We start from the raw sequence: 24,560 nt of genomic DNA, 5'->3' as shown, positions 1-24,560 counted from the left end.
ATCCGCTTGCCGCCCATGGGCGGCGTCCACGTGCGCGCAGCCGCGACCAGCGCCAGCGGCGGCAAGCGCAGGGGCATTGTGGAGGTGGAGGCCATTGCCCATGCAGCGAAGCCATCGCCACGGACGTGTCGCGGTGCGGATCGGCGCCGGCACGCAGATCGGGCCGGCGGTGCAGTTGTACGCGGCCGATCATCCGCGCGCTGCGGCGCAGCGTGCGGCCGCGCTGGAGTTCGGCCGGCCGCTGGCGATCGGCCGCAATGTCCGGATCGGCGGCAGGGCGACCGTGCTGCCGGCGCGCTGCGGCCGCGGGCATCGTCGACGTCGCCACGTCGCCATCGCCACGCAGCGACGTGATGGTCGTGGCCGCGCATGGGCGCCGCGGCATGAGCACGGCCGCCGTGTCAGCGAAGGGCGTTCGTTCCCGGAAGCTGTAGTTGCGCGCCAGCGCCCGCTGCTAGCCGCCGGCGAAATGTCCGACCAGTTGCTTGAAACCCACTGTGCCGACGAAGGTGCAGGAGGGGCAGCCCGGCGTCGCGCGCGACGGCAGCGCGATGCGCGCCTGATCGGCGGTCATCGTCACCTGGCCGATCGCCGGCAGCCCGTTGCGTCAGCGCCGCGCCGCGATGATCTGGCTCAAGCTGTCCGGCGTGCCATCCACCCGCACCAGGTGCGGGTATTGCAGGCCGCCGTGGTAGTTCACCTCCACGCTGCGCACCCCGCCCTGGAACTTCAGCGTCAGCACGATCGGCGCGGTGCCGCCCCTGGCCTCGGCGATGGCCTGCTTGAGCGCCTCGCGCGTGTAGTCCTGGCCGTTGACCGCCAGCAGCGTGGCGCCGGTGCTGATGCCGGCCTTGAACGCGGGGCCGTCCCAGACCACGTCGTTGATGCTGGCGTCGTCGTTCATCACCAGGCCCAGCGACCAGGCGAAGTTGTAGCGGTGGCGCGCCGACTGGTGGCGGCTGTCGTACTGCTTCTCGAACGCGCTCGGCTGGTCGGTATAGACCAGCTTCCAGCCGCTGGCCTGCAGCCCTTCCAGCAGTGGCGGGTTCACCCCATCCACGCGTGGTGCGAGGTAGCCGGCCCAGTCGAACACGGCCACGCCATTCAGGGCGGTCACCACGTCGTCGAAGCTGTAGGTCCTGACCGTGTGGCTGCCATCGTTCACGCCGAAGAAGGCCTTGGCGAAATCGTCCAGCGACTTGCGGCCGTGGCTGAGCGCGCGCAGCTTGGCGTCCACCGCCAGCCACAGCATCTGCCCGCCGCTGTAGTAGTCCTCGCTCATCTGCCAGCTACGGTACGGCAGCGGCGCGCGATGCGCGGCGGTGGGATCGTTGGTGGTGTCCTCCAGCGAACGCCACTGGAAGCCTTCGCGGTTGCGGTCGTAGTTGGCCGCGGTCATCGCCAGCGCATCGCGGAACTGCTGCGGCGTCCACATCCCGGCGCGCGCGGTCAGCACATAGCCCCAGTACTGGGTCTGCCCTTCGTAGACCCATAGCAGCGAATCGCCCATCGGCAGGTTGAAGGTGGGTGTCCACAGATCGGCCGGGCGGCGGAACTTGCCGTTCCAGGAGTGCGTGTACTCGTGCGCCAGCAGATCGCGGTCGGGGGCGTTGTCGGCCCAGGCGCTGAAGTAGTCCGCCTCCAGCCCGTTCTCGCTGGACTGGTGGTGCTCCAGGCCGTTGCCGCCGAGCACGTCGGACAGCGAGAACAGGAAATCGTAGTGGTCGTAGTGGTGCGCGCCGAACAGCTTCAGCGCCTGCACGGCCAGGTTGCGGTGCGCCTGCAGCTGCGCGGGCGTGATCTGCAGGGACGCCGGCGCATCGGCGACGATGTCCAGATGCACCGGCGCGCCGCCCGGCGGGGTGAGATCCACGCGCTTGAAATAGCGGCCGGCGTAGATCGGTGAATCGACCAGCGTTTCGAAATCCACCGGCTTGAACGTGGTGCTGGCGCCGGACTGGGTGGCGGTCTCCAGCGCCGTGCCGAACTGCCAGCCTGCCGGCAGGGTGACGCTGGGCACCACGCTGATGCCATGCGTGTAGTGGCCGGCCGGAGACAGCGCCAGCTTGTTCCACTCCAGCTGCAGTATCTTGTCGGTCATCTCGAAGCCATCGTCGCGCGGCGACAGATACTGGAAGCTGGCCTCGATCGCGGACACGCCCGCCGGCACGTCCACATGGAAGGTATAGACATCGAAGGTGTCGCGGCGCCAGGCCAGCGGCGCGCCGTTGGCGGTGAGGGTCAGCCCGGCCAGCATCGCCACCGGCCCGCTGGGCGAATGGTCGCCGGGGATCCACTGCGGATACTGCAGGGTCAGCCGCCCGGGCGCGACCGGAATGGTTTCGAGCACCCGGTAGATGCCCTGGCGCACGTCGCCGGCATCCACCTGCAGCGCGATGCGGCCCGGATACGGCGTGTCCTGCGGCGCCGGCACGTCGGGCGTACGCACGGTCTGCGCGGCGGCTGTACCTGCGAATGCCAGGGAAACGCCCAGGGCCAGCGCCAGGCGGGCGCGGCGGGGGCTAGGAATGGCTGGGACGGACATGCGGGCGCTCCGGCGGCTTGGAATGGGGAAAGGCGAGCGCGGGACGTTAGCACCTGCGGGGCGCACTTGGTGCGGCTGCCGGTTGGTTCGTGGTGGTCGAGCTTTGGCGACAGCCAGTGGCTTCCGCCGTAGTCAGTCGATCGTGCCGGCATTCGGCCGTGAGCCTGCGGATACTCCATTAAAATGCAGTCGTGCCGTGACCAAGCTATCGCTGAGCGGTGTGAGGCTGGCCCACCTGCGCTATGCAGTGGCCGGCGAGTTACGCGCCGCTGCTTGCGCCGCCGAACTCATGGTCGCGTCGGGATGGCTGCCGCGTGCCCGTATTGCATCGCTACGGTTCTTGGACAGGAAGACTGCCAAATGCGGCGCATCATTGCGATCGGCAAGGTTTACCGGGTAGGCCCGCCCTGGCTGGGATCGTTGATGCTGCGCGACAGCTCTTGCTGCTGAGCCATTTGCCGCTCTTGGGCGATGGCTTGATTGGCCACTTGTAGTTTCGCGTCCGACTGTTCGACCGGCGTCTGGATGGCCTGTTCGATCGACACATGCGCGCGTTTGTGCGCGGGATCGTCCAGTGCGCCTTCCACGGCGAAGATGTTGCCGGTCTTGCCCATCAACACATGATCGACGCGGCCCAGCGCGTTCTCGGCGAGCGAATGGTTGCCCGCGTTGGGGTAGGCCTCACGGTTGTCCTTGCAAGCGGCCAACAGGCTGCGGCTGACGCATTCGCTGATCGCGTCGTAGGGCTTGCCGACGCCCTCGTCGATCCTGCGCACGCCGCTGCGGATCTGTTCCAGCATGGCGTGGTCGGGGTGGGCTGGATCGTCTGGCCCGAACGGAGTGGCAGCGGGCGCGGCGGCGGTGGCTGGTACGTAGGGATGGTCCTGTGCGGGGCTGACGCTGCCATCCTGGGTGTGGTCGAAATGATGCAGCGCCGGCGGCGTCTGGCTGCTGTCGTAATAGGGCCGGGGCGTCTTGTCGCGGCTTAGGTCCAGGCCCTCGTTCTCGATCAGGTCTTCCCTCAATCCAAGGCCGGCCATGTCGATGTTGACCCTGGGCCTAGCGCCCTGGAAGGTCACATTGGCCCGGTCCTCTGCCTGCGCGATCTGCTCCACCGCCCACGTGCCGTAGTCGTTGGGGTAGTCCGCTGTGGGCTGGAGGTTGCCGGCATGGTCCTTGTGTTCGCCGATGCTAACGGGACGCTGGCCGGGTTGGGCGTAATTTGGCGACGGGCGATCGAAGTAGTGCTGGCCCATCGCGGCTATGTTGCCCGGCGTCTGCGAGAGAGTGCCGTCCTGATTGAACGAAAGGCCAGGCTTTGGATTTATCGCGCGTGTCGCATTGTCTCTCTCGACAAAATCCAGAACGCGATCGTTGCGGGTCTGATACATTGCGGCGAGGCCGGAATTTGGGTTGCTCTGCTTCTCACTGCTCAACAATGCATTCCATCCGGCAATCTCGGCCTTGGCTTCATCATCTCTTCCAGCCTGGATGTAAGCACGCACCTCGTCTGTATAGTCGTGAATCGGCTCTCTAGCCTGGGCTTGCGTACCAATATCGCGCAAGAAATCGGCCGTCGCCTGGGTCTTTGCTGGATGATTGAAGCTGTGCTGAATCTCGTGCCCTAGCACGAATGTCATGTCCTTCTCATTGAATCCGCCTTGAGGATTGCTGGCAGACCTCGTTTGCAATCCAAGCGGCGGCAAGTTCATCGACCTGTTGTTGCCATCATAAGTGCCGCCCGCGGCGGCACCCGGGCCGACAAATCCAAAGCTCTCGATCTGTGCGCGGTGTTCCCCCGGGGCAATCGCCGTCGCCACCTTCTTGATCTCATCGGCCAGGACCGGCGAGCCGTTGATGGTGGACTGCAAATTTTCGAGCATGTCCTGCGTAACAGGATGGCTGTTCCTTGCGGCATCCTGGTACGTGCTGTGACCGAACTCGACCGACATCTGCTGGACTTGCAATGTCGCCTTCAAGTCGCTGCTCGCTGTCGTTGCAGAAGGTTGGAAGCTTGCTGCCGGCAGCGTCACTACGCCGCTCTGGATGTCGTAGGTGCCTGCCAGGTTCGGTGTCGTAACGTTCGCGCCTTGAAGGGCGAAGCCACGCAAGTGTCCTGCCTGCGCTTCTTGATCGAATTGCCGCAACAATGTGGCGTCGGCGGTGATTGCCGAGCGCAGCTGTGCCACCTGGTCAGCGCTGACGCCTTGTTGGCTGGCGAACTGTGCGATCGCGGCTTCGAGTTGTGGACTGGAGTTTGCCACTGGCTGCCCCTATCCCCGCTAGTTCAAAGTGCCGATCGATTTCACACAGATCCGCCCTGGCGAACCTGCGACTACATTCTGGGGAATGATCGATAGATCGATGTCGCCCCCGATTCCGCCTTCCGCGAATTTCGTGTAGCGCCAACTTTGCAGTTGCCCGATCTCACCGTAGACCGGGGAGACGACGAATCCTATTTCCTTCAACGCTTTGTCGTAGTGTTCGAAGTCGAGGTCGCAAACCGCACTCATCTCTGAAAACCCATCTTTTCCATGTTCAAAAGACAGGCTGACCCCCCTTTTGAGCGATGCGGACTCAAGGATGAAGTCCAGGGAATAACTCCAGCCACCCTCTAGTGGCTGGACATGGAAATAGGATTCAAGGTTTTCCTTCGGATAGGAAACGCGCTTCAGGGCGACGCCGGTGACTTCCTGGACGCGCTCAAGGCTAAGATCGTCTCGTGATTTCAATCCCTTCAGCAGGTTCAAGAACCGCTTGCCGATTTCCTCGGCACTGAGGGTGGGGGTGCTGGTCTGGGGCGCTTCGGATGTGGACATATGGGCTACTCCATTCGCGGGCATCACTGACTTCTTTGGAGTTTGCGCGCAGGCGCAGATCGTCGTTGCGCAGAGGAAAGCGCTCAAGAGCGAAGATGTTCGTGGTAGCCGCATTGGCGCGTTCCTTGCTGCTGACGGGGAAAAGTGTGTCACCTTCGTATACGGGTGGCGTTAAATTTCCGCAGTGGACTGGCTGGTCCAGGCTGGCCGCTGCTGTCGAGCCGTTGCGCTGGACGCTGCATGATGTCTCCGCAATCGAACACCGGATCAACCCCTGGCGATGCGATGATGTGCCCTCCCCAATGCCTGGGAGGGCAGGATGCTTAGCGAGAAAGACAAGATGCTGGCCGGCGAACCGTATCGCCCGGGCGATGCACAGTTGCAGGCCGAACAGGCCGCGGCCAAGGCGTGGATGCTGCGCTACAACGCGGCGTTGGCCGAAGCGCCTGCGCGTCGGCGCGACTTGCTGGCCGAGCGGCTGGGCGCGGTCGGGCGCGGGGCGGTGGTGCGGGCGCCGTTCCATTGCGACTACGGTTACAACATCCACCTGGGCGAGGACGTGTTCCTCAACTTCAATTGCGTGATCCTGGATGTCTGCAGGGTCAGCATCGGCGACGGCACCCAGATCGGGCCGGCGGTGCAGCTGTATGCGGCCGATCATCCGCGCGATGCGGCGCAGCGCGCGGCCGGGCTGGAATTCGGGCGGCCGCTGACGATCGGCCGCAACGTGTGGATCGGCGGCGGGGCGATCGTGCTGCCCGGGGTGACGATCGGCGACGATGCGCTGATCGGGGCCGGCAGCGTGGTCACCCGCGATGTGGCGGCCGGCGCGCGCGTGGCCGGCAATCCGGCGCGGCCGTTGGCGCCGCATCCGTCCGCAATTTGATCCGGGTCAAGGCGCGGCGTTTATGCCGGGTGTGCAATGGTGCCCGTGCCGCCGCAGGCGGCGTTTCCGGAGCAGGCAGATGTACCAGCGCATCCTGATTGCAATCGATGGTTCCGAATTGTCCGCCAAGGGCCTGCAGCAGGGCCTGGCGCTGGCCGCCAGGCTCGGTGCGGAAGTGGATGTGGTCACTGTGTCCGAGCCCTGGGCGATGGGCATGTACGACGCGATGGGCTGGAGCGTGGGCTACGAGGCCACGCCCGAGTACCGGCAGGAGCGCGAGGAGGGGGCGCAGAAGATCCTGGCGCCGGCGCTGGCCGCTGCCGAGGCCACCGGGGTGATCGCGCATGGCTGCCATGTGCTCGATCGCTACGCGGCCGAGGGCATCATCGACATCGCCACGTCGCAGCGCAGCGATCTGATCGTGATGACCTCGCACGGGCGCCGCGGCATGAGCCGGGCGCTGCTCGGCAGCCAGACCGCCGAGGTGCTGGCGCGCAGCCAGGTGCCGGTGCTGGTGATCCGCTGAGGACAGGGTTCCATTGGACGCGCGCGGGCGGCGTTGCCGCTTGCAGGAGCAGTGGCTGCGTCCTGGCCGATTGCGCCGTCGCCGGTTCCGCCGGCGCGTACACCGGTGCGTCGCCGACCATCGCGGTGCGGCACAGCTCCCTGAGCGGCACCTACCCCAAGCGCGACGATTGCGTGCAGTACCGCGAGGACGATTTCAACTTCATCAGCCGCCTGCTCGAGCAGGAAGGCATCCATTACTTCTACTTCTTCAGCCACAGCCAGACCATGCATACGCTGGTGCTGGCCGACGCGCTCGGCGCGCATGCCAGCAGCAGCGGTTTCGAGACCCTGGCGGACGTGCCGCCGGGCCGGCAGGCCAACGTGATGGGCACCACCGCGTCAGCCAATGGCAGCGGGCGCGACGGCAGCACGCCCTCGTGCCCGGTGCGGGTGGCCTGGTCGTGGGCCGGCAAGGGCTGGGGCGCGATGAGCCTGCGGCATCGGCGCCGGATCCGGACGAATGCTTCCGGCGCCTGTTCGGCGATGCGTTCGCGCGCGCCTACGAGGCGCAGCTGGTACGGCTGCAGTCGGCGCGGCGCGCGGGGAAGCTGGGTTAGTTGGCTTCAGGCGATGCCCCCTTGTGTGCGACTTCAGTCGCGACGAACGAAGCAGGAAAGCATCCGCGCCACATTCGGCGCAGGACCGAGAAGCGAACCCCCGGCGCAGACCCGACGCCCGTTGCGCCGTCCGCATTCCGATGTCAGCGCGCCTGCCGCTTCGCCGCACCCAGCCAGGCCGCGTCCCAATACGGATACTCGGCGACGCTGCGCACCAGCCCCGCACGCAGCGGATTGGCGACGATATGGCGCGCACTCGGCAAGATGTCTCGCTCGTGGCGCAGCGCATGATCGTGGAAGCCCGGCATCCACACCGTCCCGCCGCGGCCACGTGCCAGGTTCACTGCCCTGGCCGCCCTGCCCTTGGCCTTGTGCATGACGCTCGACAATGCACCGCCCCCTTCGAGTTGGAGCAATCCATGCCAGTGATCGGGCATCAGTACCCAGCACAGCAACCGTGCGCAATCCCAGGTAGCCGGGTTGGAAAGACAGGCCGCGGCAGCCCAGGCGCAGCGCCAGTCCTCGAACAGGCGCTGGCGTTCGCAGGTCACTGTGGTCACCAGGTAGATGCGGCCGGTTTCGGTGCAACGCCCGGTACGCAGCGCGCGATAGCCTTTGCAGGGTTCCATGTGCATGGCACCAGCTTCGCGGTACCGACATGGCGACGCTATCGGGGATCGTCTTGGCGTCGTGTCGGGAAAAGCACGAGCGCGCGATGGCGGAAACTGCAAGGCGTCGGGACTGAAGTCCCTCCCACAACAAGCGCCACGCCATGGCGCTTTCGTCTTTCCTCAGCGACTACCGGCCCGTGCTCAATGCGAGGCGCGATCCCGGTGCCAGCCGCGGTGCTTGATGTCCAGGTACAGGCTGTAGACCGCGGTGAAGGCGGGGAACAGGTTCTGCAGCACGCCGACCGAGTCCTGCTTGGCCGAGAACAGGAAGTAGCTCAGCGTCATCAGGCTGCCGACCACGCTCATGTACCAGAACAGGCGCGGGATCACCGGCTTGCCGGCGCGCTTGGAGGCGACGAACTGCACCAGCCAGCGGCCGCCGAACATCAGCGCGCCGACGTAGCCGATCAGCTTCCAGCCGGTGACGTGCAGCCCGGTCCAGTACAGCGCCTGGATCGGTTCGTTGAGGAAGTGCGCTTCCATCTCAGCGCTCCTGGACGACGGTGCGGCGGCTGCGCGCGATCAGCCAGGCCACGCCGCGCAGGTCGCGGATGCCGACCAGCGCGCGGTTGAGGTTGTTGTACTTGGACACGCCCGAGGTGCGGTGGCGATGGTTCACCGGCACGCTCAGGGTCTGCCAGCCGGCGCGCTGCATCAGCGCCGGCAGGTAGCGATGCATGTGGTCGAAGTACGGCAGGTCCAGGAACGCTTCGCGCTCGAACAGCTTGATGCCGCAGCCGGTGTCGGGGGTGTCGTCGCGCAGCATGCGCGCGCGGATCGCGTTGGCCCACTTGGAAGCCCAGCGCTTGCTGCCCGAGTCCTGCCGCGACACGCGCCAGCCGGCGAACAGCTTGACCTGCGCGGCGGCCGCGGCGCGCGCGGCGAGCAGCCTGGGGATGTCGGCCGGGTCGTTCTGGCCGTCGCCGTCGAGGGTGGCGATCCAGGTCCCGCGCGCAGCCTTGACCCCGTTGCGCACTGCGGTGCTCTGCCCGCTCTGGCTGACATGGTGCAGCACCCGCAGCTCCGGCACGCTCGCCTTCAGCGCGTCCAGCACCGCCAGGGTATCGTCGCGCGAATGATCGTCGACATAGACGATCTCGAAGTCGGTCACGCCGCGCAGCGCGGCGCTGATCTCGGCGACCAGCGGCGGCACGTTGTCGCGCTCGTTGAACACCGGGACGACGACGGAAAGGGAAGGCTGGCTCATGGCTCGACTAGGCTCGACGGCAATGCAATGGCAAGGGGGAAACGGCGGCAACGACGCAAAAAGACCGCGCATTGTGCCCTGGGCCGGTGACCCAGGGCTGAAGTGTCAGGCCGCGGCGCCGAAATAATCGCGGCACCACTGCACCACCTGCGGCAGCCCGACCTCGATCGGCGTGCTCGGATCGAAGCCGAACGCCGCGTGCGCGCGCGCCGTATCGGCCATCGTCTCGACCATGTCGCCCGGCTGCATCGGCCGGTACACCTTCTCGGCGGCGCGGCCGGCGGCGGCCTCGATCACGCCGATGAAGCGCTCCAGTTCGACCGGGGTGTGGTTGCCCAGGTTGAACACGCGGTGCGGCACGGCCTCGCTGGACGGGTGGTCGAGCGCGCCGAGCACGCCGGCGACGATGTCGGCGACGAAGGTGAAGTCGCGGCGCATGCGCCCGTGGTTGAACACCTCGATCGGGCGCCCGGCCAGCACCGCGCGGCTGAACAGCAGCGGCGCCATGTCCGGCCGGCCCCACGGGCCGTACACGGTGAAGAAGCGCAGGCCGGTGGCGCGCAGGCCGTACAACTGCGCATAGGTGTAGGCCATCAGCTCGTTGGCGGCCTTGGTCGCCGCGTACAGCGAGCGCGGCTGGTCGATGCGCTGGTCTTCGGAAAACGGCGGCGTCGCCGAATCGCCGTACACCGAGCTGCTCGACGCGTAGGCCAGGTGCTGCACGCCGCGATGCCGGCACAGCTCCAGCACGTTGACGAAACCGACCAGGTTGCTGTCGACGTAGGCGTAGGGGTTCTGCAACGAATAGCGCACGCCCGCCTGCGCGGCCAGATGCACCACGCGTTCGGGACAGATCTCGTCGAACAGCGCGGTCAGGCCGTCGCGGTCGGTCAGGTCGAGCGGGCGGATATCGACCTGCGGGCACAGCGCAGCGACGCGGTCGCGCTTGAGCTGCGGGTCGTAGTAGTCGTTGTAGTTGTCCAGCCCCACCACCGTCTCGCCGCGCGCGGCCAGCGCACGGCAGGTGTAGGCGCCGACGAAGCCGGCTGCGCCGGTGACCAGCACCGTCATCGGCGTGCGCCTTGCGCGATTGCGGGGACGAGAGCGGACGTCATGCGCGGATCGACAGCGATGGCTCAGCCGACCTTGCCGCGCAGCCGCTCCAGCACGCCGTCGAGCGTGTCCAGGTCGGTGTAGTGGATCACCAGCTTGCCCTTGCCGCCGCGGCCGTGGGCGATGGCGACCTTGGTGCCCAGCGATTCGGACAGTTCGGTCTCCAGCGAGGCGATGTCGGCCTGCGGCGCGACGCGGCCAGGCTTGGCCTTGCGGTTGCTGGGCACCTTGCCGGCGGCGAACTGCTGCGCGCGGTGCTCGACCTCGCGCACCGACCAGCCCTGGTCGGCGGCGTCGGCGGCCAGGCGGCTGGCCAGGTCCGGCGACAGGGTCAGCAGCGCGCGCGCATGGCCCATCTCCAGGCGCCCGGCCTCGAGCAGCGCGCGGATCGCAGGCGGCAGCTCGAGCAGGCGCAGCAGGTTGGACACCGCGGCGCGCGAGCGGCCCACCGCTTCGGCGGCCTCGGCGTGGGTCAGCGCGAATTCGTCGATCAGCCGCTGCAGCGCCTGCGCTTCCTCCAGCGGGTTGAGGTCCTCGCGCTGGATGTTCTCGATCAGCGCCATGGCGATGACGGTGCGGTCGTCGAGTTCGCGCACCACCACCGGCACGGCGCTCAGCCCGGCCAGCTGCGAGGCGCGCCAGCGGCGTTCGCCGGCGACGATCTCGAACCTGCCCGGCGCCAGTTCGCGCGCCACGATCGGCTGGATCACGCCCTGCGCCTTGATCGACTCGGCCAATTCCTGCAGCTTGCCCTCGTCCATCTCCTGGCGCGGCTGGTACTTGCCCGGCTGCAGCTGGCCGACCGGCAGCTGGCGCAGGCTCTCGCCGGGCTGCGCCGCGGCGTCGGGCGCCGGCGCGGGCGCGCCGCCCTTCGGCCCCAGCAGCGCTTCCAGGCCGCGGCCCAGGCCGCGCTTCTTCGCTCCGAGGGCGGGAGGCTTGGCGCTCATCAGTAGCTCTCCATGGCCGGGGCGGGCCGGTTGCGTTCGTTGCGACGGCGCACGATCTCGCCGGCCAGGCCCAGGTAGGCCACGCCGCCACGCGAGGTGCGGTCGTAGCCGACGATGCTCTGGCCGTGGCTGGGCGCCTCGGCCAGGCGCACGTTGCGCGGCACGATGGTGCGGAACACCTTGTCGCCGAAATGGTTGGTCAGCTCCGCCGACACCGCGTTGGCCAGGTTGTTGCGCACGTCGAACATGGTGCGCAGCACGCCTTCGATCTCCAGCCCCGGATTGAGGTTGGCGCGCAGCGCCTCGATGGTCTCCAGCAGCGCGGTCAGCCCTTCCAGCGCGTAGTACTCGCACTGCATCGGCACGATGATCGAGTCGGCGGCGGTCAGCGCGTTCAGGGTCAGCAGCGACAGCGCCGGCGGGCAGTCGATCAGGATGAAGTCGTACTCGGCGCGCAGCGGCGCCAGCGCGGTCTTCAGCCGCTGCTCGCGCGCCGGCTGGTCCATCAGCTGGATCTCGGCGGCGGTGAGGTCGATGTTGCCCGGCAGCAGGTCGAAGCCTTCCGGCGCGGTCACCCGGATCTGCGCGGCGCTGCTTTCGCCCAGCAGCACGTCGCAGGTGGAGGCGGCCAGCTCGCGCTTGTCGATGCCGCTGCCCATCGTCGCGTTGCCCTGCGAATCCAGGTCCACCAGCAGCACGCGCTGCGGCTGGCGCGCGAGCGCCGCCGCCAGGTTGACCGCGGTGGTGGTCTTGCCGACGCCGCCTTTCTGGTTGGCGATGGCGATGATGCGGGCCATGCGGGAGCCTCGTCGGCGATGGGTATGACCGGGCATTATGCGGGCACACCCCCCCGGGGCGGAAATCGGCGTCGGCGCGCCGGCCCCGCGCGGCGGCTCAGCCGCGCTCGACCACCACCAGGTGGCGCTCCGCGCCCAGCCCCGGCACCTGCAGCGGGTGCACCGCCTGCGCCACCCAGCCCGGCGGCAGCGCGGCGATCTCCGCGTCCGGGCGCACGCCCTTCATCGCCAGCAGCCGCCCGCCCGGGCGCAGCAGGTGGCCGCCGACGGCGACGATGCCGGCCAGCGTGTCCAGCGCGCGCGCGGTCAGGAAATCGTAGGCGCCGGGCTCGTCCACGGCCTCGGCACGCGATTCGGCCACGCGCGCATTGTCCAGGCGCAGCTGGCGCACCGCCTCGCGCAGGAAGCGCGCCTTCTTGCCGTTGCTCTCGACCAGGGTCACCCGCAGCTGCGGCCGCGCGATCGCCAGCGGGATCCCGGGCAGCCCCGGGCCGGTGCCCAGGTCGGCGAGCGTGCCTGCCGCCACGAACGGCTGCATCGCCAGCGAATCGAGCAGGTGCCGGGTCACCATCTCGTGCGGGTCGCGGACCGCGGTGAGGTTGTAGGTGCGGTTCCAGCGCGCCAGCAGCGCCAGGTAGGCCAGCAGCGGCGGCGCCAGCGCGGCGGCGTCCAGGCCTTGCGCGCGCAGGCCCTGCTCGAGCGCGGCGCGGACGGAGTCGGGAAGGGAGGCGTCGTTCATCGCCCGATTATCGCAGGTGCCGCCAAGGTCACCGCCATGTAGCGGACATCATCGCGGCCGATGATCTGCAGTCGTTCATGGCAGTCGTGGTGCAGCGGCATGTCCGACATCCAGGAAAGCCCATCGGCCGCGCCGGCGCGGTGGAGGCGTGAGCCGTAGCACCGGCGGCTGGCGCGATCTTGTGGGAGCGGCTTCAGTCGCGACGGGCCTTACCGGGAATGCCCGTCGCGACTGAAGCCGCTCCCACCGAAAGCGCTCCTGCAGGGGCTGGCTACGCGGCCTGGCCGCGCTACGCCGGCTCCAGCGGATACCAGGCCAGCGCCGCGCGATACCCCGGCACCGGCACCCATTCGTGCACCTGCCAGCGCGCGGCCACGCCCAGCGCCGGGTCGCACCAGGCCAGCCGCAGCACGCCGGCAGCGTCCTCGGCGAAGCGCAGCCGGTGCAGCCCGAACGACAAGCCGTGCCCGTGCGCCTTCAGCAGCGCTTCCTTGGCGCACCACAGGCGGAAGAACAGCGCCTCGCGCGCCGGCTCGGCCAGCGCCTGCAACACCGCGACCTCGTCGGGATGGAAGAAGCGCTGCGCCAGTTCCAGCAGCCGCGGTCGCGCGCGCTGGCGCTCGATGTCCACGCCCAGCCGCGCATGCGCGCCGATCGCCACCAGCAGATAGTCGCCGCTGTGGCTCCAACCGGTGCCGACGTGCGCCAGCGGCGCGTGCAGCCATGGCCGCCCGCGTTCGTCGCGGCGCAGCGGCAAGTGCGCCTCCGGCGTGGCCAGCTCGGCGGCGAGCAGGCGCCGCGCCTGCGCCTCGCCCGGCGTGCGCGGCGGATGCGGGCGCAACCACAGCGTCACCGGACCGAAGCGCCAGTCCGGCGGATCCGCACGCAGCGGCGCGTCGACGGGCGCACTCACGCTGCGTCCACAAAGCACAATGGCCGCGGCGGCAGGCCGGCCTGGGTACACGGCCGCTTCACGGCAGCGCTCCTTAAATGGCGCACGCCACACCGCTCCCGGTGCGGGCAGAACCGAGGAGTCTTACCCATGGGCATCATCATCTGGTTGATCGTCGGCGGCATCGTGGGCTGGCTGGCCAGCATCATCATGCGCCGTGACGCACAGCAGGGCATCATCCTGAATATCGTCGTCGGCATCGTCGGCGCGCTGATCGCCGGCTGGCTGTTCGGCGGCGGCATCAACCAGGCGATCACGCTGTGGACGTTCCTGTACTCGTTGATCGGCGCGGTGATCCTGCTGGCCATCGTCAACCTGTTCACCCGCGGCCGCGCGCGCTAAGCGCCAACGCCCCCGCAGGTGTGTGCAAACGCCCGGTCCGCCGGGCGTTTGCGTTTGCGGCGCCGCTCACGAGGCGGCGCGGTCGGCCGGATGCTGCACGCCGTCGCTGACCGGCACCGCGATGGCCAGCGCATACGGGTCCACACCTTCCAGGCAGCCGACGTTGTAGCCGTATTCGTTGGGATCGGAGCGGCGCCGGTGATGCGTATAGATCCCGCACACGCCGCAGAAATAGTGCTGCGCAGTGTGGGTGTTGAAGCGGTACAGGCGCAACGCGTCGGCCCCCTCGCGCACGTGCAGTGCGGCCAACGGCACCGAGGCGACGATCGCGCCGCGGCGGCGGCATAGCGAACAGTTGCAGCGGCGCGGATCGACGATGCCGTGCGGCAGTTCCAGGTCGATCTGCACCGCGCCGCAGTGGCAGCTGAGCCGGTGCAGCGGCGCGATGACGGTGTCGCCGACCTTGTCGATACAGCGGCGCGGATGACGTTCGCTCACGCCTTGGCCTCGTCCAGCTCGATCCAGGCCGGCGCATGGTCGCTGGGGCGCTCCCAGCCGCGCGGCGTGCGGTCGATGCCGGCGGCGCGCGTGTGCGCCTTCAGCGCATCGGAGACCAGGGTCAGGTCGATGCGCAGGCCGAGGTCGCGGCGGAAGCCGGCCTGGCGGTAATCCCACCAGCTGAAGATGCCGCCGGCGTCGTGGTGCAGGCGCAAGCCGTCGTGCAGGCCGAGCGCCTGCAGGCGCTGCAGCGCGCCGCGCTCGGCGCTGGAGGTGAGGATGTGGTTGTCGCTCCACAGCAGCGGATCGTGCACGTCGCGCGCGTCCGGGGCGATGTTGAAGTCGCCCAGCACCACCATGCGCGGATGGCGCCGCAGTTCGGCGGCGAGCCAGTCGTGCACCGCGTCCAGCCAGCGCAGCTTGTAGGCGTACTTGTCGGTGCCCACGTCCTGGCCGTTGACCACGTACAGGTTGACGATGCGCAGGTCGCCGACGGTAGCGGCGATCACGCGCTGCTGCGCGTCCTCCAGGCCGGGCACGCCGATCTGCACGTCGCTGAGCGGCGTGCGCGACAGGATCGCCACGCCGTTGTAGGTCTTCTGCCCGGCGAACACGCTGCGGTAGCCGGCCGCGGCCAGCGCCGCATCCGGGAACTTGTGGTCCTCCAGCTTGGTTTCCTGGATGCCGACCACGTCCGGCGCGAATGCCGCCAGCCACTGTTGCAGGTGTGGCAGGCGCACGTTGAGCGAATTGACGTTCCAGGAGGCGATTTTCATGCGCCATCCGGCCAATTGGATTTGCTTTTTTCCATTCGAACTCTTGGTGACATGGCCTGCGATACCGCCCATTCCCCGCTGCGCGCACCGGGAGCGGGACGTTGCTTTACCGAGACTATAGCTTTGATGCCGCGTTCTCCGGAACCTGCGCGTGTCCCGGACGTCTGTCCGCAACGCCATGCAGGCACTGTGCCGACACGATCGCCGCGTCGTCCACCGCCTGCCTGCGCGTCGCCGCAGGCAACCGAAACTCCGGCAGGCGCCGCCCGGATGCCGGTGCCCTGGCTCCCGAGCGGGACACTTCGGCCGCTATCGGCGCGACAGCGCGGACACGCGCAGCGCCGCGGCGCACTGGTCGATCGAACGCTCCTCGATGGCTTCGTAGAGCGCGAACTCGTTCAGCACCGGCATCCCCAGCGCCAACTGGAAGTTGTCCTGATCGGGCGATACCCAGTAGCCGGCCCTGGCTTCGTCGCCAAGATTGGACTGGAAGATGCCCGCCGCGCTCACCGGCAGGAAATCCTCATACACCAGGGGCTCGAAGCGGATATGCCCCGCCTGGATCAGTTCATCCAGGGTGGGCGGACTCGTCGTGCTGCCGGCCGCCGCAACACCTCGTCCGGTAGGGAAATAGCGGAAATACGCCAGGCCCTGTCGGCGCATCTGTTCGTAGCTGTCCGGGAATTGCTGGAAGCCATCGGCCAGCAGCGCCTGGTAGCGTTGCGCGTTGCGCTCGTCGAGGACTTCCCCGAGCTGCGCCCGCGCGGCGGCCAGCAGCCGGTCGTACAGCGCCCGGCCCTTGGGCGTCAGCGCGGCGCCGCGCTGCTCGATCTCGCCGAAGCGGGCGGTGTGGCGTCCCTCGGCGCTGTCCTGGTCGGTGAACGCAATGGCCTCGCTCAGGGCCTTGAAGCTGGTCTGGCGCAGCAGGATCGGGCATGCGCGCCGCGGCGGCCCTTCGACGATGGCCTTGGGGACGATGCCTCGCTGCGGCATGCCGGCCTGGATCCGGTCGATGTCCAGAGTGCGCGGGGTCAGATGGTTGATGTGCGGCCCCTTGAAAGCGACCACGTCGGCAATCAGGCGGTGCTGGTGATGCAGCCGCCGGTATGCGGCCGCGGTCACCTTGGCCTGGGTGTGCCAGCGGAAGGTCTCCCGCGCGTGGCGCACGAATTCGTCGGCCTCGCCTTCGTCCAACCCGCCGCAGGCCTCGAAGCGATCGATCAGTTGGCGCACCCGCGGGGTGAATATGTCGCGCCGGGCGAGGGTCTCGGCGACCAGATGGCGCAACTGCGGGTCGTCGATCAACTCCATCCGCAGCAGCGAGGCGAAGATACGGAACGGGCTGATCTCCAGCGAGCGCTCGTGGATCGCACGGAAGGCGGTGGAGTGGACCGGGACGCCGGCCGGCCCCAGGTCGTAATAGCCAACCGGCTGCATGCCCATGACCGCGAACAAGCGGCGCAGCGTGGCCAGTTCGTCGGCGGTGCCCACGCGGATGGCGCCGTGGCGTTCAATCGCCAGCCGTCGGATCTCGCCGGTGGCGGCCAGTTGCTCGGCCAGCGCGGGCGACTCGGCCAGGACGTCGACGTTGACCTCGGCGACCAGTTGCAACAAGGTGCCGTAGAGGGGGACTTCCGCCTGGTACATCTCGGACATGGCGCGGGAGAACCGCGCGCGAATGTCGTCCGGGGCAACGAAGCCGTGCTCACTGGTCATGCGGGCGGTTCTTTATGCGGGCGATCTGGCGGGCATTCTGAGCCTGGCATTCGCGCCGGACAAACGACATATCTTCGGCCATCCATTCCTTTTGCGATGCAACCGCGCACAGCGCCGCGGCCGGGCATCCGCGCGCGCAGTCCGCAGGCACGCTGCGTCGCGCGCCCGCGATCCGGGCCACGGCGGCGGACCGGATCCCCCCGACGCCGGCATGCCGGGGGGCACTCGCGGCATCCTCGTCGCCCGCGGCGCGGAGCCGCTCCGATCATGTCCCGCGCAGGTGCGCAAGCAACGCCTGGAGCGGATGCGGGAGCCTGCCCTGACCGAGACGCCCGGCCTGGCTGCGACAGGAGTAGCCGCTGGCCAGCAGGCGCCGGTCACCGCCGTGCGCGTCGATCAGTCGGCGCCAGGACAGGTCGTAAATGCGCTCGGAGGCAGCGCGATTGGCGGCCTCATGACCGTAGGTACCGGACATGCCGCAGCAGCCCGAGGCCAGGATCCGCAGCTCCAGCCCGAGCCGTCCGAAGGCCTCGCGCCACTGCCCCATCGCCAATGGCGCGTTGGTCCGCTCGGTGCAGTGGCCCAGCAGATAGTAGGGAGGCGCGCCCGGTTTGGCCGCGGTCGGGGACAGCACCTCGAGCAGCCATTCCTGCGGCAGCAGGACCTGTGGTGCCGCCTCGCCGATCAGCCCGCGGTACTCCTGGCGATAGACCAGGGTCATGGCTGGATCGAGCCCGACCAACTTCACCTCGCACGCGGCGAGCCGGCCGAGCATGGCGGCGTTGCGCCGTGCCGTCCTCTCGAAGGCGGCGAGGAAGCCCAGCACGTGCAACGGCTTGCCGTTGGGCAGGAAGGGGGCAAGCAGCACTCGGAAGCCCAGGCGCGAGCAGGTCTCGACCAGGTCGGCGAGCAGTTGCGTGTCGAAGTAGCGGGTGAACGCGTCCTGCACCAGGACGACGCAGCGCGCGCGCCGCTCCTGCGACAGCGCACGCAAGCGGTCGGGCGTAGCTTCGGCGACGTCCCAGCTCGCCAGCACCGCCTGCAGGTCGATGCGACTGATCGGCGGGGCATCCACCAGGCCGATCCCGCGCTCGAGCGCGGCGCGCACCGGCGGCAGGCGCAACAGGCCGTTGTATACGGCCGGCGACCGCGCCAGCCAGGGCACGGCGAATTCGAGCGAGCCGATCAGGTAGTCGCGCAGCGGGCGCAGGTAGCGGCCGTGGTACAGCTCCAGGAAGCGCGCCCTGAACCCGGGCACGTCGACCCTCACCGGGCACTGTCCAGCGCAGGACTTGCACGCCAGGCAGGTGGACAGCGCCGCATGCACCTCGTGCGAGAAGTCCGCTTCGCCGCACCGCCTGCGCAAGGTACGCCAGGCCTTGCCCAGCAATCCTGCGCCCGGCGCCGCGGTGCGGATCCGTTCGGCCTCGCCGAGCACGTCGATGCCGGCTTCGCCCTGCAGCCGCAACCACTCGCGGATCAGCGAGGCGCGGCCCTTGGGCGATTGGTTGCGGTCGCGGCTGGCCTTCCAGGACGGGCACATCGCGTCGTCCGGATCTTGGTCGTAGCAGGCGCCGTTGCCGTTGCAGTGCATGGCCGGCGCATAGCTGCGCCAGACCCGCGCGTCGATCCGCCGGTCCAGTTCCCCGCGCATGGCGACGCCGTCGATGCGCAGCAGCGAGTCGGCACTGCCGGCCGGGGTGGCGATCTTGCCCGGGTTGAGCTGGTTGCGCGGATCGAACGCGGCCTTGATCGCCTGCAGGGCCGGGTACAGCTCGGCGAAGACGCGCGGCGCGTACCCCGAACGCAGACCCTTGCCATGCTCACCCCAGAGCAGGCCGCCGTACTTTTGCGCCAGGCGTGCGACGGCATCGCTGATCGGGCGCACCAACGCCGCCTGCGCGGGATCCTTCATGTCCAGGGCAGGGCGCACGTGCAGCACGCCGGCGTCGACGTGACCGAACATGCCGTACCGCAGTCCGTGGCCGTCGAGCAGCGCGCGAAACTCGGCGATGAACGCGGGCAACGACTCGGGCGGCACCGCGGCGTCCTCGACGAACGGCTGCGGCCGGGCCTCGCCCTGCACGTTGCCGAGCAGGCCGACCGCGCGCTTGCGCATCGCGTACACCCGACTCACCTGCACCGCGCCGCGGGCGATCGTGTGGCCCAGGCGCCGCACGCCGGTGTCGTGCCGAAGGTGGGCGACGAACGCCGCGACCCGCGCGTCCAGCGCGTCGAGATCGTCGAGATCGTCGAGATCGTCGAGATCGTCGCCGCTGAATTCCACCAGGTTGATGCCCAGCGTCGGTGTCGCCGGATCGGTGGGGAAGTAGTCGGCCGCCCGGTGCCAGACGATGTCCTGCATCGCCAGGCCGAGCACCGTCGAGTCCACCGTCTCGATCGACAGCGGCGCCATCACCATCAGCGCACGGGCGTCATGCAGCGCGTCCATGAAGCCGGCATAGGAGATGTTGACCAGCGCCGAGTGCGCGGGGATGGGCAGGACGTTCAAGGTGGCCTCGACGCTGAAGCCCAGCGTGCCCTCCGCGCCGCAGAGCAGGCTGGTGAGATCGAAACGGCCGTCGGCATCGCGCAGATGCGCCAGGTCGTAGCCGGTCAGGCAACGATTGAGCCTGGGGAAGCGGCATCGGATCGCGTCCGCATAGCGTCGCTGCACCTCGACCGCGGCGCGGTGGACCGCCCCGCTCCGGCCGGGCGCCACCAGCCGGCGCTGCAGCGCCGCTGCGGACAGCGGCGCGGTGGACAGCAACTCGCCGCCGAGCAGCACGGTGTCCAGGGAAAGCACATGGTCGCGGGTCTTGCCGTAGACGCAGCTGCCTTGTCCGCTGGCGTCGGTGCCGATCATGCCGCCGATGGTGGCGCGGTTGGAAGTGGACAGTTCCGGCGCGAAGAACAGGCCGTGCTCTTTCAGCGCCGCGTTGAGCTGATCCTTCACCACGCCCGGCTGCACTCGCACCCGGCGTCGCCGCGCGTCGATCTCGACGATGGCGTTCATGTGTCGCGACAGGTCGACGACCAGGCCGTCGGTCAGCGATTGGCCATTGGTTCCCGTTCCGCCGCCGCGCGGCGCCAGCACCACGCGCTGGTGCTCCGGTTCGTCCGCAAGGACGGCGATGCGTTGCACGTCCTGCGCGTGCCGTGGGAACAGCACCGCCTGCGGCATCCGCTGGTAGATCGAGTTGTCGGTCGACAGTACCGTGCGGCTGCCGTGGTCGAGGGCGATGTCACCCTGGAAGCCGCGCCGTCGCAACGCATGCAGGAAAACGCGATAGCGCGTGGCGGTGGCCGTCTGTGGCTCGATCCGGCCGATCATGGCGTCAGCCGAGGTCCGCCAGACAGGACTCGATGATGTCCAGGCCGCGCTCGAACAGCTCCGGCTCGATGGTGAGCGGTGCCAGCAGGCGAACAATGTGGCGGTGCCTGCCGCTCGGCATCAGCAGCAGTCCCCGATCGCGGGCGCGTTGCAGCAACGTGGCGAGCTGCCAGGTTCCCGGCGCGCCCTGCGGATCGGTCAGCTCGATGCCGCGCATCGCGCCCACGCCGGTGAGCCTGCCCAGGCACGGCGACAGCGCCCGCCGGCGCCAGTGCGCATGGCGTCGCAATACGGCGTGTTCCTGGGCCTGGCCCCAGGCGGCCAGATTGGCGTCGGTCATGATGCGCAAGCTGGCCAGGGCCGCCGCGCAGGCCAGCGGATTGCCGGAATAGGTGCCGCCGAGGCCTCCCTGGGGCAGGCTGTCGAGCAGCTCCCGCCGCCCGACCACGGCGCCGAGAGGCAGGCCGCCGGCGATGCTCTTGCCGAGCAGCAGCAGGTCGGGCTCGATGCCCAGGCGGTGAAAGGCGAACCGACGACCGGTGCGGCCGAAGCCCGACTGTATCTCGTCGACGACCAGCACGATGCCGCGCTCGTCGCAGAAGCTGCGCAGGCGGCACGCGAATGCGGGATCGAGGGCCTGGAAGCCGCCATCGCCCAGGATCGGCTCGACCACGAAGCACCCCACCTCGCCGGCGTCGATCTCGACCTCCAACAGCCGCGCGATCGCCGCGAACGCGGTCTGCGCGTCCACGCCCGTGTCCTGGCTGGGATACGGAACGTGGTAGACCGGCCCGGGCAGCGGACCGACGCCCTGCTTGTACGGGACCACCTTCCCGTTGAGGTTCAACGCCGCCAGGGTGCGGCCGTGGAAACCGCCGTCGAACGCGATCACCGCACTGCGACCGGTCGCGGCGCGAACGATCTTGAGCGCGTTCTCCACCGCCTCCGCTCCACTGTTGGTGAGCATCCCCGCCAGCGGGTAGCCGACCGCGACGAAGTCGGCCAGCGCCTCCATCAGTTCGCCGTAGCCCTGGTGCGGAACGGCGTTGTAGGCCGAATGGATCAGGCGCTGCGCCTGGCCGGCGACCGCGGCGACCACCGCCGGGTGGCAGTGTCCGAGATTGAGCACGCCGATGCCACCGACGAAATCGATGTACTCGCGGCCTGCGCTGTCCCAGACCAGCGCGTTGCGACCGTGGCTGAGCACGATCGGGTGCACGGTCGCCAGCGCCGCGCCGACAGGGCCCAGGCCCGGCGGCGGGAGGGGGGGGCGTTGGGCAAGCGGGCGGAGCGATCGTGGCGTGCGACATCGGATATCCCGCGTTGGATTGGCTTCCATCACAGCGAAGCACCCGCCCGGACCGCAAGCGAAAATAAGTCGCGCAGTCATTCCTGCCGTTCGGGATCGGCGGCGCGCGTCGCTGCGGCCTTCTCGAGCACCCACTCCACCAGGCTCCTGACCCGCGGGATGTCGATGGCGTGTTCGGCGTAGGCGAGGAAGTAGGCGCCGTCGCTGGGCATGCGGTAGTGCCACGGGATCGCCAGCTTGCCGTCGGCCAGTTCCTCCTCGACCAGCAAGCGCGGCACCAGCGCCACGCCGCAGCCGGCCTGCGCGGCGCGGATGCACATGTGGAAGGTGTCGAAGCGCGGGCCGTGATAGCTGTTGGCGGTGTCGAGCGACTGCGCCGCGAACCATTCGTGCCATGCTTCGGGGCGCGAGGCGCATTGCAGCAGCACCAGGTCGGCCAGTTCGGCGGCACTCGACAGGCGCCGCGCGGGGAGGATGTCCGGCGTGCACACCGGCACCATTTCCTCGCCGAACAGTTCGATGCAGGTGGCTCCCGGCCACGAGCCCCTGCCGTAGAAGAACGCCACGTCGGCCTTGGCCTGGAGCAGGTCGAACGGCTCCAGTTCGCTGCGCAAGTCCAGGTGGAGCGTCGGGTGGCGCCGGGAAAATCCCTTCAGGCACGGGATCAGCCAGCGCGCGCCGAAGGTCGGCTGAGCGGCGACCTTGAGTACCTGCGTCTCGCCGCCGTAAGACAGGATGTAGCGGCTGGACATGTCGACCTGACAGAGGATCCTGTTGACCTCGGTCAGGTATAGCTCGCCCGCCGCCGTCAGCTTCAGCCGACGGCGCAGACGATGGAACAGCGCGTGCCGGAGCATCTCCTCCAGCTGCGCGACCTGCTTGCTCACCGCGCTCTGGGTCAGATGCAGTTCCTGCGCCGCGCGGGTGAAGCTCAAGTACCTGGCCGATGCTTCGAAGCACTGGAGCGAGGCGAGCGTGGGAAGCAGTCTTCTGGACATGGTGTTTCACCGCTGGATCGGAAGCCATTATTCCCGCCAGGAATGGATGGTTGCGGAAAGGTCGCTTGTGATGGTGCGAATCCGGATCGACACTGCCGCTACATCGACCTCTGCGAGTTGCCTTCGGACATGGGAAATCTTGGTTCGATCGACGGATTGCTGGCCAAGCTGGGCGTGGATGCAGCGCACCGCAGCGACGGGAACCATCCGGTCCACAGCCCCATCGACGGCGCTCCGCTCGCCAGGGTCGCGCTGCAGGACTCGGACGCCGTCGCCGCGAAGGTCGGCGCCGCGCACCAGGCCTTCCTGCTCTGGCGCGAGGTGCCCGCGCCGCGGCGCGGGGAGCTGGTCCGCCTCTACGGCCAGGTCCTGCGCGAACATAAACGCGATCTGGGCGCGCTGATTACCATTGAGGCCGGAAAGATTGTCCAGGAGGGCCTGGGCGAGGTGCAGGAGATGATCGACATCTGCGACTTCGCCGTCGGGCTGTCGCGCCAGCTGCATGGGCTGACCATCGCATCCGAGCGCCCGGGCCATCACATGCGCGAGACCTGGCATCCGCTGGGCGTGATCGGCGTGATCAGCGCTTTCAACTTTCCGGCCGCGGTCTGGGCCTGGAACGCGGCCCTGGCCCTGGTCTGCGGCAATGCGGTGGTATGGAAACCCTCGGAAAAGACCCCGCTCACCGCGTTTGCCTGCCAGGCCTTGTTACGGCGCGCGCTGCAACGCTTCGGTCAGGCGCCGGAAGGCCTGAGCGAAGTGGTGATCGGCGATCGCCGGGTCGGCGAGGCGCTGGCGAGCGACATCCGCGTGCCGCTGGTCAGCGCCACCGGCAGCACCCGCATGGGCCGCGAGATCGGTCCCCGGGTCGCGGCGCGCTTCGGGCGCAGCCTGCTGGAGCTGGGCGGCAACAACGCCATGATCCTCGCCCCCAGCGCCGATCTGGAACTAGCGTTGCGCGGCATTCTGTTCGCGGCGGTGGGCACCGCGGGCCAGCGATGCACGAGCCTGCGCCGCCTGATCGTGCATCGCTCGGTGCGGGACGCGGTGCTTGCCCGGCTCAAGGCCGCGTACGCGGCCGTGCGCATCGGCGATCCGCGCGAGGACCATCTGGTGGGCCCGCTGATCGACCGCCAGGCGTTCGACGCCATGCGCCAGGCGCTGGAGCGGGCGCGCGGCGAGGGGGGCATCGTCTTCGGCGGCGAACGCACGTTGCAGGACGTCTGGCCGCAGGCCTATTACGTGGCCCCGGCGATCGTGGAGATGCCGGCGCAGACCGCGGTGGTGCAGCAAGAGACCTTCGCCCCGATCCTGTACGTGCTGACCTACGACGATTTCGACGAGGCGCTACAGCTCAACAACGCGGTGCCGCAGGGATTGGCGTCATGCGTGTTCACCAACGACGTGCGCGAGGCCGAGCGCTTCCAGAGCGCCTCGGGCAGCGACTGCGGCCTGGCCAACGTCAACATCGGCACCAGCGGCGCGGAAATCGGCGGCGCGTTCGGCGGCGAGAAGGAAACCGGCGGCGGCCGCGAGTCGGGCTCCGACGCCTGGCGGGCCTACATGCGTCGGCAGACCACGACCGTCAACTACTCGCGCGAACTGCCGCTGGCCCAGGGCCTCGTCTTCGGCTGACGCCGTGCATGCGCAACGTCCCGCACGCGCGGGGCGCGACGCCCTCCATGCTAAAGGGAGGGCCCGCTTTGCAAAGTATCGGACGCGGCGCGGCGCATAGCGTGAGCCGATCCAGAGCACGCAAGAGAGGTCGGACCATGCCGCACCCATGT

The 24,560-nt window shown here is 68.8% G+C and carries 22 protein-coding genes and 4 pseudogenes; 7 read left to right on the top strand and 19 right to left on the bottom strand.

Going from position 1 to position 24,560, the window contains the following annotated elements:
• Positions 1 to 133 precede the first annotated feature (133 nt).
• Positions 134 to 292, top strand: a pseudogene (locus FZ025_RS10705) (sugar O-acetyltransferase); the annotation flags it as partial.
• 315 nt (positions 293 to 607) lie between these two features.
• Here FZ025_RS10705 and FZ025_RS10700 read toward each other — a convergent pair.
• From FZ025_RS10700 to FZ025_RS10690, 3 genes are all read right to left on the bottom strand, one after another.
• Entirely contained in the window at positions 608 to 2,545 is a 1,938-nt protein-coding gene (locus tag FZ025_RS10700; protein ID WP_046977408.1) for a M61 family metallopeptidase, read from the bottom strand.
• A 389-nt stretch (positions 2,546 to 2,934) separates the two neighbouring features.
• On the bottom strand, positions 2,935 to 4,809 hold the full coding sequence (locus FZ025_RS10695; RefSeq protein WP_046977409.1) for an XVIPCD domain-containing protein: 1,875 nt from the start codon (positions 4,807 to 4,809) through the stop codon (positions 2,935 to 2,937).
• Positions 4,810 to 4,827: 18 nt separating this feature from the next.
• Positions 4,828 to 5,364: a hypothetical protein gene (locus FZ025_RS10690; RefSeq protein ID WP_104558472.1), complete on the bottom strand. Its 537-nt coding sequence runs from the start codon at positions 5,362 to 5,364 to the stop codon at positions 4,828 to 4,830.
• Positions 5,365 to 5,683: 319 nt separating this feature from the next.
• On the opposite strand from FZ025_RS10690, the gene FZ025_RS10685 reads away from it, so the two are divergent.
• From FZ025_RS10685 to FZ025_RS22380, 3 genes and pseudogenes are all read left to right on the top strand, one after another.
• Positions 5,684 to 6,250: a sugar O-acetyltransferase gene (locus tag FZ025_RS10685; protein WP_046977411.1), complete on the top strand. Its 567-nt coding sequence runs from the start codon at positions 5,684 to 5,686 to the stop codon at positions 6,248 to 6,250.
• A 79-nt stretch (positions 6,251 to 6,329) separates the two neighbouring features.
• Complete coding sequence (locus FZ025_RS10680) at positions 6,330 to 6,776, top strand: universal stress protein (RefSeq protein ID WP_046977412.1); 447 nt, start codon at positions 6,330 to 6,332, stop codon at positions 6,774 to 6,776.
• Between the two features lie 125 nt (positions 6,777 to 6,901).
• A pseudogene (locus FZ025_RS22380) lies at positions 6,902 to 7,075 on the top strand (contractile injection system protein, VgrG/Pvc8 family); the annotation flags it as partial.
• On the opposite strand, the gene FZ025_RS22375 reads toward FZ025_RS22380, so the two are convergent.
• On the bottom strand, positions 7,018 to 7,230 hold the full coding sequence (locus FZ025_RS22375; RefSeq protein WP_244292513.1) for a hypothetical protein: 213 nt from the start codon (positions 7,228 to 7,230) through the stop codon (positions 7,018 to 7,020). The pseudogene FZ025_RS22380 and the gene FZ025_RS22375 overlap by 58 nt on opposite strands.
• Here FZ025_RS22375 and FZ025_RS22895 point away from each other — a divergent pair.
• Positions 7,204 to 7,374 (top strand): annotated as a pseudogene (locus FZ025_RS22895) (type VI secretion system-associated FHA domain protein TagH); the annotation flags it as partial. The gene FZ025_RS22375 and the pseudogene FZ025_RS22895 overlap by 27 nt on opposite strands.
• A 143-nt stretch (positions 7,375 to 7,517) precedes the next feature.
• On the opposite strand, the gene FZ025_RS10665 reads toward FZ025_RS22895, so the two are convergent.
• The 8 genes from FZ025_RS10665 to FZ025_RS10630 all read right to left on the bottom strand — a co-directional run bounded on the left by FZ025_RS10665 (position 7,518) and on the right by FZ025_RS10630 (position 13,761).
• Positions 7,518 to 8,003: an REP-associated tyrosine transposase gene (locus tag FZ025_RS10665; RefSeq protein WP_046977433.1), complete on the bottom strand. Its 486-nt coding sequence runs from the start codon at positions 8,001 to 8,003 to the stop codon at positions 7,518 to 7,520.
• Between the two features lie 183 nt (positions 8,004 to 8,186).
• Positions 8,187 to 8,528, bottom strand: a complete 342-nt coding sequence (locus tag FZ025_RS10660; protein WP_046977414.1) for a lipid-A-disaccharide synthase N-terminal domain-containing protein — start codon at positions 8,526 to 8,528, stop codon at positions 8,187 to 8,189.
• Between the two features lies 1 nt (position 8,529).
• Positions 8,530 to 9,252 carry a glycosyltransferase family 2 protein gene (locus tag FZ025_RS10655; protein WP_046977415.1) on the bottom strand — a complete coding sequence of 241 codons (723 nt, stop codon included), beginning with the start codon at positions 9,250 to 9,252 and terminating at the stop codon, positions 8,530 to 8,532.
• Between the two features lie 105 nt (positions 9,253 to 9,357).
• Positions 9,358 to 10,323 carry an NAD-dependent epimerase/dehydratase family protein gene (locus FZ025_RS10650; protein ID WP_046977416.1) on the bottom strand — a complete coding sequence of 322 codons (966 nt, stop codon included), beginning with the start codon at positions 10,321 to 10,323 and terminating at the stop codon, positions 9,358 to 9,360.
• A gap of 65 nt (positions 10,324 to 10,388) precedes the next feature.
• The gene (locus tag FZ025_RS10645; protein ID WP_046977417.1) at positions 10,389 to 11,312 is read right to left on the bottom strand and encodes a ParB/RepB/Spo0J family partition protein; all 924 of its coding nucleotides are present in this window, start codon (positions 11,310 to 11,312) and stop codon (positions 10,389 to 10,391) included.
• Positions 11,312 to 12,109 (bottom strand): ParA family protein, encoded by a 798-nt coding sequence (locus FZ025_RS10640; RefSeq protein ID WP_046977418.1) that lies wholly within the window; start codon positions 12,107 to 12,109, stop codon positions 11,312 to 11,314. Before FZ025_RS10640 ends, FZ025_RS10645 begins: the two co-directional genes overlap by 1 nt.
• 97 nt (positions 12,110 to 12,206) lie before the next feature.
• Positions 12,207 to 12,848 (bottom strand): 16S rRNA (guanine(527)-N(7))-methyltransferase RsmG, encoded by a 642-nt coding sequence (gene rsmG, locus FZ025_RS10635; protein ID WP_046977419.1) that lies wholly within the window; start codon positions 12,846 to 12,848, stop codon positions 12,207 to 12,209.
• A 289-nt stretch (positions 12,849 to 13,137) separates the two neighbouring features.
• Positions 13,138 to 13,761, bottom strand: a complete 624-nt coding sequence (locus tag FZ025_RS10630) for a 4'-phosphopantetheinyl transferase family protein (protein WP_244292512.1) — start codon at positions 13,759 to 13,761, stop codon at positions 13,138 to 13,140.
• A gap of 129 nt (positions 13,762 to 13,890) precedes the next feature.
• On the opposite strand from FZ025_RS10630, the gene FZ025_RS10625 reads away from it, so the two are divergent.
• Positions 13,891 to 14,142, top strand: a complete 252-nt coding sequence (locus FZ025_RS10625; protein ID WP_003466992.1) for a GlsB/YeaQ/YmgE family stress response membrane protein — start codon at positions 13,891 to 13,893, stop codon at positions 14,140 to 14,142.
• 66 nt (positions 14,143 to 14,208) lie between these two features.
• Here the strand turns inward: FZ025_RS10625 and FZ025_RS10620 are convergent, their stop codons facing one another.
• The 7 genes from FZ025_RS10620 to FZ025_RS10595 form a co-directional block, all read right to left on the bottom strand.
• The gene (locus FZ025_RS10620) at positions 14,209 to 14,640 is read right to left on the bottom strand and encodes a GFA family protein (protein WP_046977420.1); all 432 of its coding nucleotides are present in this window, start codon (positions 14,638 to 14,640) and stop codon (positions 14,209 to 14,211) included.
• On the bottom strand, positions 14,637 to 15,416 hold the full coding sequence (xth, locus tag FZ025_RS10615) for an exodeoxyribonuclease III (RefSeq protein ID WP_046977421.1): 780 nt from the start codon (positions 15,414 to 15,416) through the stop codon (positions 14,637 to 14,639). Before xth ends, FZ025_RS10620 begins: the two co-directional genes overlap by 4 nt.
• A 309-nt stretch (positions 15,417 to 15,725) precedes the next feature.
• Positions 15,726 to 17,132, bottom strand: coding sequence for a 2-oxoadipate dioxygenase/decarboxylase HglS (hglS, locus tag FZ025_RS10610; RefSeq protein WP_046977422.1), 1,407 nt, complete (start codon positions 17,130 to 17,132; stop codon positions 15,726 to 15,728).
• Positions 17,122 to 17,313, bottom strand: coding sequence for a hypothetical protein (locus FZ025_RS22010; protein WP_146093540.1), 192 nt, complete (start codon positions 17,311 to 17,313; stop codon positions 17,122 to 17,124). The genes hglS and FZ025_RS22010 overlap by 11 nt, the downstream gene beginning before the upstream one ends.
• An 84-nt stretch (positions 17,314 to 17,397) precedes the next feature.
• The gene (ydiJ, locus tag FZ025_RS10605; RefSeq protein WP_046977423.1) at positions 17,398 to 20,466 is read right to left on the bottom strand and encodes a D-2-hydroxyglutarate dehydrogenase YdiJ; all 3,069 of its coding nucleotides are present in this window, start codon (positions 20,464 to 20,466) and stop codon (positions 17,398 to 17,400) included.
• A gap of 4 nt (positions 20,467 to 20,470) precedes the next feature.
• Positions 20,471 to 21,685 (bottom strand): 2-aminoadipate transaminase, encoded by a 1,215-nt coding sequence (locus FZ025_RS10600; RefSeq protein WP_208803762.1) that lies wholly within the window; start codon positions 21,683 to 21,685, stop codon positions 20,471 to 20,473.
• A 167-nt stretch (positions 21,686 to 21,852) separates the two neighbouring features.
• Positions 21,853 to 22,773 (bottom strand): LysR substrate-binding domain-containing protein, encoded by a 921-nt coding sequence (locus FZ025_RS10595; protein WP_046977424.1) that lies wholly within the window; start codon positions 22,771 to 22,773, stop codon positions 21,853 to 21,855.
• Positions 22,774 to 22,951: 178 nt separating this feature from the next.
• Between FZ025_RS10595 and amaB the strand changes: the two are divergent.
• A pseudogene (gene amaB, locus FZ025_RS10590) lies at positions 22,952 to 24,408 on the top strand (L-piperidine-6-carboxylate dehydrogenase).
• Positions 24,409 to 24,560 lie beyond the last annotated feature (152 nt).

This window comes from Xanthomonas hyacinthi, assembly GCF_009769165.1.
GTDB lineage: Bacteria > Pseudomonadota > Gammaproteobacteria > Xanthomonadales > Xanthomonadaceae > Xanthomonas_A > Xanthomonas_A hyacinthi.
This window is presented reverse-complemented; position numbering and strand designations above follow the sequence as displayed.